We start from the raw sequence: 13,228 nt of genomic DNA on the forward strand, positions 1-13,228 counted from the left end.
CCCGTCGTCGAGACCGTCCCTGGGCTTCCTTCGCCGACATACGCTGGGCAACCAGCGTCTGCGTCCCCGGCACGTGCGTACCTGATGATCCAGCCCAGCCCAGCACGGCAGTCTGTTCGACTCCCGGCGGCTCACGGCGGCGAAGCGTCGTCGAACATTGGGACGCTGGACAGGGCCTGTCCGCGGCAGTCGAGCCATTCGCACGCGGGGAGGTGCGGCACCGCAGCCGCGAACGTCGATCTGTCACGGCTTGACGATCTCGTGACCCGTGCCCAGCAGGAGCTTCGCTCTCACGCCGGCACTACCCGATGCCCGGCCGTTGAGGAACTGTTCGCGATGTTGCAGCCGGTCATCGTTACGTTCTGCCGAAGCAGGCTGGGCAGGGGATTGCTCAGTATGGCAACCGCGGACGACGTGGCGCAGGAGATCGCGACCGCAGTCCTCAAGGCGCTGCCGGGCTACACAAACCACCAGAACTCGTTCATGCCGTTCGTGTACGGCATCGCCCGGCACAAGATCGCCGATGCCTTCCGCGTGGCCGGTCGCGATCGCACCCAGGCGGTAGCCACCGTGCCCGAACTGGTCGACGCAGCGGCGACACCGGAAGAGCACTTCCTGCGCCGTGGAAACGAAATCGCCCTCGCCACATTGCTGACCGCACTGCCGCAACGACAGCGTGACGTGATCATCCTGCGCTTCCACCACGGACTCTCAGCACGGAAAACCGGAGCGCTTCTCGACTGCAGCGACGCCACCGTTCGCGTGACGCAGCACCGGGCGATCCGAACCCTTCGCGAAGCCGTGTTCCACGGACACGACAAGGAGTGAACACCATCATCACACTCGTCACCGCCAACCTTCTCAAGTACGGCGGCAGCCCTGGCCCTCAGGAGCGGCAGCGATTCGCCGAAGTTGAGCAAATGCTTCGCACGATCGACGCCGACGTGCTCGCCGTTCAGGAAGTCATGGCCGGCGCACCACCGTGCGCCCCCGGCGCACCGGAGGAGCACGAGGCCGCAGCGCGGTCCCTGCACCAGCTCGCCGACGCGATCGACCGGCAGTGCGCCGTCGCGGACGAGCCGGTGCTGGCTCTCGGAGGGGACCGGCACCACACAGCGCTACTGTGGCGCAAGGACATCGACGTCGTCCCCGGCACCGTGGCCCGATACGGACGCAGCCCCGACGGCATGTGGCACTCGATGGTCACCGCCGTGTTCGACCTCGGCGGACCGGTACTGCGCGTGGGTTCCGCTCACCTATCGCATTACGATCCGGGCCTCAGTGGCGGCTGGCACGACGCGGGCCAGGTGATGCGCGCGATGAACCGCCTCGATCGCATCCCCGGGCTGATCGGCGGCGACTGGAACGCCCTCGGCGCATCCGAGGAATACGACCCCAACCCGTACACCGACGACGTGCCATGGCACCCGGACCACGCCTTTCACTTCGACCACGAGGACAAGCCCGACCGGCACGCCGCCGTGCGACTTGAGCGGCACGGCCGGTTCCGTGACTGCGCCCGCATTCACAACATCGACTGGGCACCGACCACCGGGCGGCACCCGACCGACAACCAGCCGCCGCGGCGGCTCGACCGCTGGTACGCCAACCGCGACTTCCCGGACACCGCGGTCAGTGGACTCCACGTCCTCGCAGCCGAAACGGTCGGGGAGTGCACCGACCACGATCCTGTCGTCCTGCAGGTCAACCCGGCGGCACTCGCGCCCGCCACACGCACGCGACTCGGACACCCGATTCTCGACAACATCAGGACAGAAGGCTGACCGGAGCCGACCCTCGTCTGCGGCAAGGCTGCGCCTAGCGCGCGGTCCACTCACATGAGACTCAAGCAGCCCGTTCTCCATCGACCGACTGCGGACGCGCGCTGTCGCACGGCTGCCTTCTGGCATCGTCGACGACGCCGTTGCCGAATTGGCTAAGCCAGCCTTGGCATCCTCAATTGCCACCGTGAAATGAGCAGGAAGCCTTGAGGCCGCGGAAGCTAGTGCCCGACCGGGTAGCCGTGATGGAGATATCCCGTGGTTCCGGTGCGCAGCGCCACCACACAAGCATCGATACGCCGACTCATGTGGTCGTCGAGGCGGGCGACGTAGTCATCGCGGTTGGAGTAGTCCCACTCGGACAACTCGCCATCCTTAAGTTCGATCGCCCTTTCTTGTTCGGGTGTCAGCGTTCCGCCATCGAATAGAAAGTTGATCAGCGGGCGCCGGCCGCCGATGCTCGGAACGCAGTCCACGACCAGCAGACGCCCGGGAATGACGTCGAGGCCAAGCTCTTCCTTGATTTCGCGGCGAGCAGTATCAATCGGAAATTCGCCCTGCTCCGCGCCGCCACCAGGAAGCTCCCACTTTTCCTTGCCTCGGTATTTGGCATCGAGGTAGGTGGGGCGCACCAACAGCACTCGTTCTGCCTCGTCCCGGAAGATGACACCGCCGCTGGCGAGGTGCTGCGGGCGCGACGAGTAGTAGTCGTTCGAGGCGACCGGTGAAGACTGGCCCGAGGACATGCGTCGGGAGGTCCACCTCCTAGCGAGCGAACGTCTAATGCTGATGCGGACGTGGCCTCCCCCTGAATTTGACCTTCACCAGTTACCTGCCCAAGAGCGTGAGTACAGCGGCGTGGTAAATGGCTTGAATAGTGGGGATGGTGTCCAGACGGATGCGTTCGTCGGTGCCGTGCAGGCCGACGTAGCCGACACCGAAGCCTGCGGTGGCCGGGATGTTGAGGCCAGCGAGATAGTTGCCGATGTTGGACGGACCGGCGATTTTGGGCTCGACCTCAACGCCGACCGTCATGGCGGCGTCGAGGATGGCGGTACGCAGGCGGGAGTCTTCGGCGAGGGCGAACGCGGGCCAGCGGGTGTCGACCTGGCTGAGGGTCGGTTGGGTTCCGGGCCAGGCGACGTCGACTTGGGCGACTATGTGTTTGAGCAGGCGGGCGGCGTCTTCGTCGTCGAAGGTCCGGGTGGTGCGGACGTCGACGTTGAGGGTGCACAGGCCCGGCGTGACCGAGTAGCCCTGGCCGCCCTCGATCGCGGTCACGGTGAGCTTGCCGGCCATCGGGAATTCGGAGCTGGCGCTGTCAGAGAGTTCTGCGGCGGAGAGGACTCGGACCAAGTTGGCGGCCTTCTCGATGGCGCTGGCAGTGGCTTTGCTACCGCCGGAGTGGGAGGCCACGCCGTGCACGTGCAGTTTTACGCGGTGCACGCCGCGGCCGCCGACGACGAGTTTGTCCATGCCGGGGTAGCCGATCATCACGCCGGCCACGTCGTCGGGAGCGCCGGGACCCTCGAAGTAGCGTTTCGCGCCACCGAACGCCCCGGTGTGCTCGTCGACGTCGAACAGCAGGACGAGGCTGCCGTGGAGCTTGTCGGTCATGGTGGTGAGCCGGGCACCGATGTGGCAGAAGATCGCGGCACCGGACTTGGAGTCGGCGCTGCCGCGTCCATTGAGCCAGCCGTCGGCGATGGCCGCGGAGGTCGGCGGGTGAGTCCAGGCGGCCTCGTCACCGAAGGGTGCGGTGTCCAGACAGGCGTCGAGCACCCAGCGGGGTCCAGGATGCGCTCCGCGGATCTCGCAGGTCAGGCCGACGGTGGCGCCGGTCTTGTCCTTGAGCACCGTGGCGGACAGGTTGCGCTGTTCCAGCCAGGTGCTCAGCTGGTTGAGCACCGGCTCGTAGGGGTCGATGCCGCCTCGACTGGGGATGGCGACCAGCTCGCGGGTCAGGGTGACGACCGACTCGTGATCCTCGGCGGCCGCGGCCAGCACATCGTGCCCACCGGCCTGGTCGATCGCGTTCACGACCGGCACCTCCCTTCACCCACGCGCAGCCGGGCGTCGTCTTGAGCGTCTAGCCTCGCACGGTCTGCGTCGCCGCGAACGTGCGTTACGCCTCCATCCACCTGACTGCAACAGAATTGAGGGGCCTGTCGAGGAAGAACCGGCCCCTTGCAGGCTCTGAGAAGCCGGCTCCGTCGTCGGGAATCTCGATCGTGACAGCGCGGTGCCGGAAGTGCCTGTCCCACAACGAGATGCGTTCAGCGATTCGGTCGACGAGCATGCTTGCGCCAGGTCCGTGGCCGATGATGCCGACCTCCGCCAGTTCCCGTCGATCGCGGGCACCCTCGGCTGCTCGCCACGTCAGGTAGGCGAGCGCATCGTCGGCTGCCACGGCCATCGCGCCCCAGTTGAACATCGGGGCGATCACGCCGGACTCGACAGCCGCGGCGTCGGTAGCCAGGCGGCACAGCCCGCTGGTTTCGGTGCAGGAAAGCCACAGGTAGAGCCACTCGACCGACGCCATCGGGCCAAACGTCACGCCCGTCCACGCCGCCGTCCGCGGCTGATCGAATATCTCGGCCAGCCGGGCAGGATCGACAGTGTGCTCCTGGTGGAGCTGGAGCGTGACCGTCTCGTCCGCGGTCAAGGAGATCGTTCGACGCGGATCGTCGGCAGCGCCGTCGCGCAGCGGAACGAACCCGCACAGCTGGTGATCCGCGCTGCGCCAGCCGCTGTCCTCGCCGCGCTCGAAGGCGATCGAGCGGGTAATGCTTCCGCGGATCCGCAGCGGCACGACCAGCCGCCCACCCGGGGCGAGCTGGGACAGCCAGCTCTGCGGGATGTCCCAGGCGCCGACCGTGGCCACGATCCGGTCGAACTGAACGCCGTCGGGATACCCGAGCGCCCCGTCACCGAGCACGACCTCGACGTTGCCGACTTCGGCGGCCGCGAGCCGCCGCCGCGCGTCGTCGACGATGTCGGCATCGACATCGATCGTGGTGACGTGCCCACCCGGCCCGACCAGATGCCCGAGCAGGGCCGCGTTGTAGCCGGTGCCCGCGCCGATCTCGAGAACACGGTGACCCGGGCGGACATCCAGCTGCTGCAGTTGCAACGCCACGATCGACGGCGCGGACAGGCAGCTCAGGACCTCACCGCCGGGGCCGCGCTTGGTCACCACGATGGCTGCGGCGTACGCCTCGGCCAGCGATGCGCCAGGTACGAACGCATGGCGCTCGACGGCCAGGAGAGCCTGTTCGACATCACGGCTCAGCGGGTAACCCGCGTCCTTGATCCCGGCGACCATGGCTCGCCGCAGCGCGACGGAAGAGATGTCGAGGTCTGTGCTCACCCGGCCAACCCTGGCAGACCGGTACGACAGAAACGGCACCCGCGAGTCCCGCGCGCCCGCCGGTATCGCTCGTTCGTGGAAACGTCGACGCTGCGATGCTGTGCCGCATGAGTGCAGGTGGATGGCGACCGGTGAAGGAAACCATCGGCTTCATGCCGGGGTTGCTGGAATTCCTCGCGACCAGCGTCGACGAGGCGACCGAGATGGAAGCGCTGCTGAAGACTGCCGAGCCCGGCAGCCTTCCCGCTGCTCAGTTGCAAGAGATCGTCCGCCTCTACGGTCCGCACACCACGGAGCTGGACCGGAACCAGAGGAGGCGGGTGCGCTGGGAACGCGACCACCCGCACGCCTCTGGCATCGAGGACTACGCACGGCTGGTCGACGAACAACGACAGCGACATGAACACATCGCCGACCTCGTCACCAGCCGCCACGGCGTCGAGATCGCTGCGGCCGCTCCCGTTCCAGGGGCAGTGGCAGCCGACACAGCCGACGACGCGAAGCAGGTCCGGCTGGCCGAGCTGGCGTTCGACCTGATCGCCAGCTACGCCGATGCGCGACCTGACCAGGTTTGCGAGGCCGTCGCGCAGATTCACGCTGCTCGAGCAACCGATGAGGTGCTGGTCGAAGTCATCAGGTTCACCGCGTTCGTCGCGGCCCACGCCCGCACCACCGAGGCCGCCCTCGCCCCGCGCGCCGAGGCGCGGGCGAAAGTACTGTCCCTGCTTGCCGCGACGTTGCCTCCGCACGAGGAGATCGCCGCGGCCGCGGCGATCGACGGCCTGCGCGAGGGCGACGTCCAGTCGGCGCTCGAGACCTTGGTTGCCGGGCCGGGCGGCGCGACGCTCGCCGCACACACCTTCGCCGCGCACACCGCGGTGCTCGCCGCGGAGGTCTGCGTCCCCGGCGGCTTCACCACGAGCGGCCTCACTGTCGCCGGCGACGAAGTATTCGCGCGGGTCTGACGCGACACTCGCCTGGTATCGGCCGAACTCAGTCCCGCTTCAGCTCGATGTATAACGACCTATACCGCATGGCGCTCTTGGGGCCGTGGGGCCGTGGGGTGCATCCAGATCGTCTGCGGTCGTGAAAAAAAGCGCGGGGGTCGGGGGCATGGTCGGCATGAGATGTCACCGTGCTGGGCTCGCCGCGACCGGGTGCGAAAGCCGCGCATGACACTCACGGAACTGTTACCGTCTGTCACGATTTTGCTTGATCGATGATCAAAGTCAGGTAATGTCGTTCGTGAGCGGGTTTGAAGGGGGACGCGCATCGTGACAATCAGTAATCAAGGTGACCTGTGTCGTCGCAAAGCCTGCTACGACACACCCCTTCACCTGGGCTTGTGCGGCCCGCACTGGGTCCGCTGGCAGGACGGCGCCGACGAGCTCGATCTTCCCGATGACGACATGCCGGCGCCGCCGAGGACCGTGTTCACCGCTCCGATCCGGCAGGGGAGCCTGTCCCGGCGTCTGCCGCCGGGCCGCCCGCCGACGACAGGGTGAACCCCGAACTTCGCGCGCCCAGGACGTAGCCCGCCGCGCCACGGCCCGGTCTTACTCGCCGAGCTCGCGATCGAGTCCGTTAAGGAGCCGTCGGCGCCGGTGTCAGAGCGCGTAGCCGCTGAGTGACCCGTCGTTCCGGGCGAACAGGGACTCCAGTGCTTCGACATTCTCACCGCGGACGGGACAGTCGGCGGGAACGTCGCTGGTGTCGATGAGCAACGGCTCGAGTCCGGGCAATCGGTCGGCCAGGAGTGTCACCAGGGTGGAGATGCTGGCCGTCCGCCCCTGCAGCAAGTCCTTGCGGTGCTAGGGAAACGGCATCGACATGGACGTCTTGCCGACCCCGCCGGCCTCACCAAGTCGAATCTCCACCGCACACCTTCCCTGGCCAGCTGTGCCGCCATCACCATTCCGCTGGCAGGTAGTCCCGCCGAGCCTCGAGCTGGAGACCGCGTGCCCGACCATCGGCAGGACGCTGTCGCAATCGCGGCGTCGGATACAGGGCAAGCCAGAGAGCGCGTGCGGGTCGATCGCAGGGATTGCTGTGGACCGCCACGGCTGCGGCGGCCCACGGCAGTCTCTTCCCTATTCCCAGCGAATGTCGACGGCGCAGCGCTCGGCGGCGGCATTGAGTTCGGTGCGCGTGATGCGGGAGCCGGTGCCCCGCACGTGGGTCTCGAAGTCGAAGTTGCGGCCGCTGGTCGCGGTCTTGGCGAGGAACCAGCCGGTGTTGGCGAGATCGATGATCAGGTCAGTCGGCACTGTGCCGATCAGCTTGATGGTGATCTCGACCGGCGGGTGTTCGGTTGCTGCCATCGTGTCCTCATTTCCTTCCGGGCCGCGATCGTCCGCGGCCATCGCAAGGGAAAGTAGGAGGACGACCTCCGAAGTTCTCTGACCTGCGGATTTACCCCTTCTTTCCGAGTGTCGCGCTGCTGATCTGCGGCGTGGCCTTGCAACGACACGGGGCTTCCCGCGACCGGCTGGCACGATCGGTGAAATGACGTCGAGTTCCGCACGCCCGGCCAGGGGCATCCGCTTCGCCAGCTACAACATGATGAATCTCCTCGAGGATAATGGCGAGGTTGCCATCGGCCGGTTTGAGCAGCAGTGCAAGCTGATCCGGGCGATGCGGGTGGACGTGCTCGCGGTGCAGGAACTGATCGCCGAGGGCAATACCCGGGAGGACACGGCGCGGCTCGCGGGCCACCGGCTGAGCCTGCTCGCCGAAGGCACCGGTCTGCGCTACGAGCACGCACCGGGCGCGCCGGCGGTCGCGATCGGCAACCAGGGCTTCCACAGCGCGCTGCTGTGGGCAGACGGGATCCGCCCAGCCGGGAACTGGTATTCGATCGCGGGGAGCAGCTTCTGGCACGCGATGGCGATGCTGGACCTCGACGTCGGTGCGTCCGAGCCGGTCACGCACGCCAGCGTGCACCTGAGGCCCTTTGGGCGCGAGCACCGGGCCGACGAGGGCGAGCGGGTGCTGGTGGCGATGACCCGCGGCACGCGGCGTCTCGGGTTCGTGGCCGGGGACTTCAACTCCGTCTCGGCTGCCCGCGTCCGCCGTCGCACCCCTGACGGCGCCGGTGAGCGGTGGCCGCTGTACGACCCGGACTATCCCGCCGGGGAGGACAACTGGCATCCCAGCCTCGCCAGCTACTGCCACGTCAGCTCGGATGAGACCAGGACTCTCTCCTGGACGACCGACCGCCGGCCCACCGGGCACCTGGAGCACACCGGCCTGCGTGACGCCGCGGCCTTGATCGACGCACCCTGGATGCCCACTGTCGGGCATTGGAGCGGCGGTGACCACCCTGACGCCCGTCTCGATCAGATCTGGGCCACGTCCGCGGCCGCGGACGCCGTGACCGGCTACGAGGTCATCGACCGTCCGCTGTCCGCCGCGGACGAACTCGGCGAAGTCACGGCGGACCCATGGACTCTTAGCGACCACCTGGGGATCGTCGCCACCTACGACACGACGGCCCTGTCCCGGCAACTATGACCAGGCGCCGGCCCGAGCGCGCTGCCGCCCGGTCTGCGCTCTGGGCCAGCGCCACCGCGGGCGTGTGCGACGGCGGGACCTGGAACACTGAGCCGGGCATGCTGACGACCTTTTCCGGAGCCGACGTGACCATCGAAGCTGACGCTGACCGGTGTGACGCAGCACCGTCCGCCGGACGGCGCCCGATGCCGCACCGGGAATTTCCCTGCGGCCCGTGCCCGATCCGCGCCGACAACTGCGACAACCCCAAGGCGAAGTTCCCCGCCGAGCGGTGGACGGCGCTGAGTAGCACGGTGCGCGACCCGGAGACCGGCAAGCAGCCGTTTCCCGGCGACCCGATGTTCGGCTGCCACAAGGGAGAACCGGGCACCAACGACGACCTGTCCTGCGCGGGGTGGCTGGTGCAGTTCGGCTCCGACCACATCGGCGTGCGGCTCGCCGTCCCCACAGGCCGACTCCCCGAGAGCGCCCTGGAAGCCGGCGACAACTGGCCCCCGCTGCACGAGACCTGGGAAGACGTCGTCCGTCACCAGACCGCACCCGCAGCGGGCCCCAGTAGCGTCATGCTCGGCCCTGACGGTGAGGACACTCGTTGGGAGCCGGTCGCCCAGGCCGTGTGGGACTGGCACGACAAGGCCCGCCCCTGGTCAGCTGCCACGGCCGCGGCGCGACGGGACTATCGCGCCGGATCCTTGCGCGCCCTCGCGGTCATCGACGCCGGAGACGTGACCAGGACCGACTTGGCCGCCGTGGTCGTTCAGGCCGCGTTCTCGCTGCCATCGGCCACCTGGCGGAAGATGCGGCCACGGCAGCGACAGCACCTACTCGCCGTTGGTCGACTGGTCATTGAAGCAGCAACATCGGCAGTGCCTGCCCACGTTCGGCTCCCAATGGCGGCCGACGTTCAATCGTTGAAGCACGAGCCAGGCGCCAAGGGCGTGTCTCGATGATCCGGTTGCGCCATCGGCTCGCGGCCAAAGAGATCCTTATGCATGTTTGCGCCTTTGCCGCGCTGGGTATTGCGATCGACCTGGTGGTGACCGAGCCGGATGTCGTTTCGGTGATCTGTCTGGCTTTGACACTCGGCTTGGTCGCGTGGCTGTTGGTGCGGTATCGCCGCGATTTCAGATTCGGTGCAGGCAAAGAGCTCAAGGCTCTCTATGCCGAGCTGGAGCGGATCAACGAACAGCATCCCGACGGCGCCGAGCTTGTCCTCGACCGCGAGGGCGGACGGGATGTGATCATCAACCACGTTGGCGAGATCGGTGGGTTTGTCCGCGCCTTACCCGTCGACGAAGCCGACCTCGATGTGCTTCTGGCTGAGAGATTCTGGCTATTTCCGCATCGAGGCCGGGTTATCCGGCATGTCTCGGCCATTCGCGTTGGCAGGACCGAGGACGGATTGCCTGTTCCGGTCGATGCATTCGACACGCCGCCGATCGGCGGTGCGCGGGGGCTGTCCCTGCTGCGCGATCGCACCGGCGTTGACCTGGCCACAGCCGTGGAACTACGAGACCTCCTCGGAGCGCTGCAGCGCGCCCGCGTCACTGAGGATCCGCTCGGTTGATCCGGACGATCAATCGCCGCGTCGCTCGGCGGGAGCCGGCTGGCCCTTCCGCAGGAGCACCAGGGTCAGGACCAGCGGTCCGGCCCCGCTGACCGTGCCGGCCAAGACCATTGCGGTCACATCCAAGTGCCCCAGGCGAAGGTGCGTCGCGAGCGTGGCTGAGACCGCCAGGAGGAGGGCATAACCGAGGTGTTCCCGCCGGGCGACGCGGCGCACCCACACGTTGGATGAACGGGTCCGCTCCCGGATTTCCTTGACGACGGCGATGTTCAAGAGGATGGGGAACAGATACATCACCGCCGCGGGAAGGCCGGTGTAGACGTAGCCGGGACCGATGATGGCGGTAGCGCCGATCGCCGACCCCAGAACCACCACGCTCACGAGGACGAGACCGGGCTGGGACACGGTGGTCGTCGAGGGGCTCGCCTGCACTGCCCGAGCGTAGCGATCCGCGCACCCGTTCCACCGGTTACGTCCTGAACGACGATCGCCGGAATTCGCCTCCCGGTGCGTCAGGTCGCGTCTGCGCATGCTTCTGGAACACGCCAGCCGGACCAGAGCTGATGTTCCGGGGCGTCGAAGACTTCTCGGATGCGATCGAGGGCGTTGTCGGTGGGTTGAACAGGGATCTGGCCGGCGCGGGTGATGACAGGTCCGGCGAGCAGGGCGAACAGTTCAGCTTCGCGTTCTTCGCGTTTGTCGAAGACGGTGCGGCCCATGATCCGTTTGATCACGGCTTCGGGCAGGTCGGGCAGCAGGGTTTTCAGCGCGGCCAGCGCGGAGTCGTCGAGATCGACCGCCGCGTCGGCCGTCGGGTCGGTCGATGACACGTCCGCCGCGACGCTCGATGCGGCGTCGAGCGCGACCGTGGTTCCCTTGTGCGCCAACCACAAATGCCCGACCTCGTGCAGCACGATATGACGGCGGTGCAACGGAGACGTGTTGGCCGCGAAGCAGATGTAGTCGACATCATCGGTACCCACCAGCATCCCGCACGGCGCCGTGGCACCCAGGATCGCCGGCAGCAACTCGATCCGGCGGCCACTGTGGTCACCGACCTGCTCGAGAAACCCCTCCAACGTGAACGGCGCCGGAATCGGCAGCCTCCGTACCGCGGACTCGCACCGCTCCCGCAGCTTCCGCGGTGTTGCCGCGGCCGGCGAACGGACCCTTCGTGATGCCTCTGCTTCTCGAGACCGCATGGACCTTCCCTCCCAAGATCACGTGCTTGCCCTTGTGCATGGATTCCCTGGCTGGTGTCAGCACCTCGCCGGAATCAGTTCGTGTTGACTGATGCGGGGGCACTGGCCGAGCCCCGCCATTTCTCTCGTCGGCGCCGGGGTGACCGGCTGATCGCGGGGGATGGACCTGTTCACCGGAGCGTTCCGGAGTAGGCCAGCAGGCCCAGCGCGACCATGGCGGCCACCATCGCGGCCACCATCAGCACCGCGGCGCCCTGCGCTGGCCCGGGTCGCCAAAGGTAGGGGATTTGATCTGCCACGTCCTGCTCCGGCGGCAGCCGCGTGTTCGCGCCTCGATCGTGCACGTGGGCGGCGCGCGAGGTGCAGGCGGTGGGGTCGCTGCTGTCCGGGACATCGGCGCGGCGTGGGACGTCGCTGAGTCGGATCACGACGTGTGCTCTCCTTCGCCTCGAGGAACCTTCTGTCCCCTGCGCGACGAGTACCGGCACGTGTCAGTGCGGACTGGGTCATAGTCGCGCTTCGGCATATGCCAAGGTGAGCGTCGGTCTCCATCACGACAGTTGAAGCTGGACGACTCACACCTTAAACTCATGTGAGGAAAACTTTCAACCAGCGTGATGATCTTTCTTAACTAGCGTGAGAGTTCTCGGGTGGCCTAGGGTGCGACCCGGGACGCGACGACACAGTGGACGGGGAGGCCCTGACAGGTGAACAAGCCCAAAAGGACCCTGGCCGCCAAGCTGAACCAGCTGTACGCAACCCACCCGCGGCCCGACGGCAAGGAATGGTCCAACGACCAGGTGGCCGACGCGATCGTCAAGAGCGGGATCGTGAAGTCGTTCTCCAACAGCTACATGTGGCAGCTGCGCAACGGCGTCAAGGACAACCCGACCATGCGGCACCTGGCCGGTCTGGCCTGGTACTTCGGCGTGCCCGGTGACTACTTCTTCGACGACGACGTCGCGGCGGCGATCGACGCCAAGATCGCGGAAGCCAGCTCCGAACCCGGTCAGCCTGCCACCGATCCCGAGATCCGACTGCTGGCGATGCGAGCCGGCGAACTATCTCCCGCCCGCCGCAAGCAGGCGCTGGAAATGCTGTCCGTGGTATACGAACTCGACCGGCGCGAGCAAGAAGGCTCAGCGCAGACCTCGCCAGAAGATCCACAACACCGCACAATGGGCTGACCATGAGCGAACGACAACTGCGGCGTCGGTATCGCGACCTGCTGCGGAGCCTGGACGTCCAGCCACCGCTGGATGTCGCCGAACTCTGCCGCCGTCTGGGCGAGGTCCGGGGCAAGCCGATCGAGCTGGTCGCTCACGCGATTCCCGAACCCGGACCGTTCGGCGCGTGGATCACCAGCCCGCGGGCGGAGTACATCTTCTACCAGAAGAACACGAGCCGGCTGCATCAAGACCACATCATCCTGCACGAACTCGGCCACATCCTCGCAGGTCACCCTGGCACCGAGCACGACGATTCGTTGGTCGCCGAGTTCTCCTCTGACGCCGACGAAGCCGGACTGCGGGCGGCCTACCCCGACATCCCGCTCGATGCCGTGCGCCTGGCCAGCCGCCGCAGCGAATACGACTCGGAGCAGGAGCACGAGGCCGAGACGGTGGCCACGATCATCCTGGACTGGGCTTCCATGCTCGATGCCACGGCCTCGCGGTCATCCCAGGGATGGGCTCGGGGGATGGACACCGCCCTCGGCGACCGGCTCGGGTGGCTGTGATCAGGTCGCACCTGGGGGTCGAGGATGACAGGCACACCGAACCTGCCACGAGCATGC

At 67.2% G+C, this 13,228-nt stretch carries 16 protein-coding genes; 8 read left to right on the plus strand and 8 right to left on the minus strand.

Annotated features, from left to right (window positions below; genetic code table 11):
• The first annotated feature begins 84 nt into the window (after nucleotides 1-84).
• The gene (locus QQ657_RS09195) at nucleotides 85-828 is read left to right on the plus strand and encodes a sigma-70 family RNA polymerase sigma factor (RefSeq protein WP_284741685.1); all 744 of its coding nucleotides are present in this window, start codon (nucleotides 85-87) and stop codon (nucleotides 826-828) included.
• Nucleotides 825-1,784 (plus strand): endonuclease/exonuclease/phosphatase family protein, encoded by a 960-nt coding sequence (locus QQ657_RS09200; protein WP_284741686.1) that lies wholly within the window; start codon nucleotides 825-827, stop codon nucleotides 1,782-1,784. Before QQ657_RS09195 ends, QQ657_RS09200 begins: the two co-directional genes overlap by 4 nt.
• A gap of 218 nt (nucleotides 1,785-2,002) precedes the next feature.
• Here QQ657_RS09200 and QQ657_RS09205 read toward each other — a convergent pair whose 3' ends face one another.
• The 3 genes from QQ657_RS09205 to fxlM all read right to left on the minus strand — a co-directional run bounded on the left by QQ657_RS09205 (nucleotide 2,003) and on the right by fxlM (nucleotide 5,151).
• Nucleotides 2,003-2,527 (minus strand): NUDIX domain-containing protein, encoded by a 525-nt coding sequence (locus tag QQ657_RS09205; RefSeq protein WP_284741687.1) that lies wholly within the window; start codon nucleotides 2,525-2,527, stop codon nucleotides 2,003-2,005.
• An 82-nt stretch (nucleotides 2,528-2,609) separates the two neighbouring features.
• Nucleotides 2,610-3,821, minus strand: a complete 1,212-nt coding sequence (locus tag QQ657_RS09210) for a M20 family metallopeptidase (RefSeq protein ID WP_284741688.1) — start codon at nucleotides 3,819-3,821, stop codon at nucleotides 2,610-2,612.
• Nucleotides 3,822-3,906: 85 nt separating this feature from the next.
• A complete protein-coding gene (fxlM, locus tag QQ657_RS09215; RefSeq protein ID WP_284741689.1) occupies nucleotides 3,907-5,151 on the minus strand; it encodes a methyltransferase, FxLD system in 1,245 nt (414 codons plus the stop codon).
• 131 nt (nucleotides 5,152-5,282) lie between these two features.
• Between fxlM and QQ657_RS09220 the strand changes: the two genes are divergently transcribed.
• On the plus strand, nucleotides 5,283-6,116 hold the full coding sequence (locus QQ657_RS09220; protein WP_284741690.1) for a hypothetical protein: 834 nt from the start codon (nucleotides 5,283-5,285) through the stop codon (nucleotides 6,114-6,116).
• Between the two features lie 642 nt (nucleotides 6,117-6,758).
• On the opposite strand, the gene QQ657_RS09225 is transcribed toward QQ657_RS09220, so the two are convergent.
• Both QQ657_RS09225 and QQ657_RS09230 read right to left on the minus strand, forming a co-directional pair.
• Complete coding sequence (locus QQ657_RS09225; RefSeq protein WP_284741691.1) at nucleotides 6,759-6,914, minus strand: hypothetical protein; 156 nt, start codon at nucleotides 6,912-6,914, stop codon at nucleotides 6,759-6,761.
• Nucleotides 6,915-7,241: 327 nt separating this feature from the next.
• Nucleotides 7,242-7,514: a hypothetical protein gene (locus tag QQ657_RS09230; protein WP_284741692.1), complete on the minus strand. Its 273-nt coding sequence runs from the start codon at nucleotides 7,512-7,514 to the stop codon at nucleotides 7,242-7,244.
• A 142-nt stretch (nucleotides 7,515-7,656) separates the two neighbouring features.
• On the opposite strand from QQ657_RS09230, the gene QQ657_RS09235 reads away from it, so the two are divergent.
• The 3 genes from QQ657_RS09235 to QQ657_RS09245 all read left to right on the plus strand — a co-directional run bounded on the left by QQ657_RS09235 (nucleotide 7,657) and on the right by QQ657_RS09245 (nucleotide 10,231).
• Nucleotides 7,657-8,664, plus strand: a complete 1,008-nt coding sequence (locus tag QQ657_RS09235; RefSeq protein WP_284741693.1) for an endonuclease/exonuclease/phosphatase family protein — start codon at nucleotides 7,657-7,659, stop codon at nucleotides 8,662-8,664.
• A 98-nt stretch (nucleotides 8,665-8,762) separates the two neighbouring features.
• Nucleotides 8,763-9,614 (plus strand): DUF6283 family protein, encoded by an 852-nt coding sequence (locus QQ657_RS09240; protein WP_284741694.1) that lies wholly within the window; start codon nucleotides 8,763-8,765, stop codon nucleotides 9,612-9,614.
• On the plus strand, nucleotides 9,611-10,231 hold the full coding sequence (locus QQ657_RS09245) for a hypothetical protein (RefSeq protein WP_284741695.1): 621 nt from the start codon (nucleotides 9,611-9,613) through the stop codon (nucleotides 10,229-10,231). Before QQ657_RS09240 ends, QQ657_RS09245 begins: the two co-directional genes overlap by 4 nt.
• Before the next feature lie 9 nt (nucleotides 10,232-10,240).
• Here the strand turns inward: QQ657_RS09245 and QQ657_RS09250 are convergent, their stop codons facing one another.
• From QQ657_RS09250 to QQ657_RS09260, 3 genes are all read right to left on the minus strand, one after another.
• Nucleotides 10,241-10,663 (minus strand): hypothetical protein, encoded by a 423-nt coding sequence (locus QQ657_RS09250; protein ID WP_284741696.1) that lies wholly within the window; start codon nucleotides 10,661-10,663, stop codon nucleotides 10,241-10,243.
• A gap of 80 nt (nucleotides 10,664-10,743) precedes the next feature.
• Nucleotides 10,744-11,433 (minus strand): hypothetical protein, encoded by a 690-nt coding sequence (locus tag QQ657_RS09255; protein WP_284741697.1) that lies wholly within the window; start codon nucleotides 11,431-11,433, stop codon nucleotides 10,744-10,746.
• Between the two features lie 170 nt (nucleotides 11,434-11,603).
• Nucleotides 11,604-11,861 (minus strand): hypothetical protein, encoded by a 258-nt coding sequence (locus QQ657_RS09260; RefSeq protein ID WP_284741698.1) that lies wholly within the window; start codon nucleotides 11,859-11,861, stop codon nucleotides 11,604-11,606.
• Nucleotides 11,862-12,140: 279 nt separating this feature from the next.
• On the opposite strand from QQ657_RS09260, the gene QQ657_RS09265 reads away from it, so the two are divergent.
• Complete coding sequence (locus tag QQ657_RS09265; RefSeq protein WP_284741699.1) at nucleotides 12,141-12,620, plus strand: XRE family transcriptional regulator; 480 nt, start codon at nucleotides 12,141-12,143, stop codon at nucleotides 12,618-12,620.
• Nucleotides 12,621-12,622: 2 nt separating this feature from the next.
• The gene (locus QQ657_RS09270; protein ID WP_284741700.1) at nucleotides 12,623-13,171 is read left to right on the plus strand and encodes a hypothetical protein; all 549 of its coding nucleotides are present in this window, start codon (nucleotides 12,623-12,625) and stop codon (nucleotides 13,169-13,171) included.
• Nucleotides 13,172-13,228 lie beyond the last annotated feature (57 nt).

Origin of the sequence: Amycolatopsis ponsaeliensis, from assembly GCF_030182635.1 — a bacterium.
GTDB classification, from domain to species: Bacteria; Actinomycetota; Actinomycetes; order Mycobacteriales; family Pseudonocardiaceae; genus Amycolatopsis; species Amycolatopsis ponsaeliensis.

Excerpts from the sequence above, each read along its gene's own strand:
- QQ657_RS09195 (WP_284741685.1), top strand. The coding sequence starts at position 85 with ATGATCCAGCCCAGCCCAGCACGGCAGTCTGTTCGACTCCCGGCGGCT.
- QQ657_RS09205 (WP_284741687.1), bottom strand. The coding sequence starts at position 2,527 with ATGTCCTCGGGCCAGTCTTCACCGGTCGCCTCGAACGACTACTACTCG.
- QQ657_RS09230 (WP_284741692.1), bottom strand. The coding sequence starts at position 7,514 with ATGGCCGCGGACGATCGCGGCCCGGAAGGAAATGAGGACACGATGGCA.
- QQ657_RS09235 (WP_284741693.1), top strand. The coding sequence starts at position 7,657 with ATGACGTCGAGTTCCGCACGCCCGGCCAGGGGCATCCGCTTCGCCAGC.
- QQ657_RS09240 (WP_284741694.1), top strand. The coding sequence starts at position 8,763 with ATGCTGACGACCTTTTCCGGAGCCGACGTGACCATCGAAGCTGACGCT.
- QQ657_RS09245 (WP_284741695.1), top strand. The coding sequence starts at position 9,611 with ATGATCCGGTTGCGCCATCGGCTCGCGGCCAAAGAGATCCTTATGCAT.
- QQ657_RS09255 (WP_284741697.1), bottom strand. The coding sequence starts at position 11,433 with ATGCGGTCTCGAGAAGCAGAGGCATCACGAAGGGTCCGTTCGCCGGCC.
- QQ657_RS09270 (WP_284741700.1), top strand. The coding sequence starts at position 12,623 with ATGAGCGAACGACAACTGCGGCGTCGGTATCGCGACCTGCTGCGGAGC.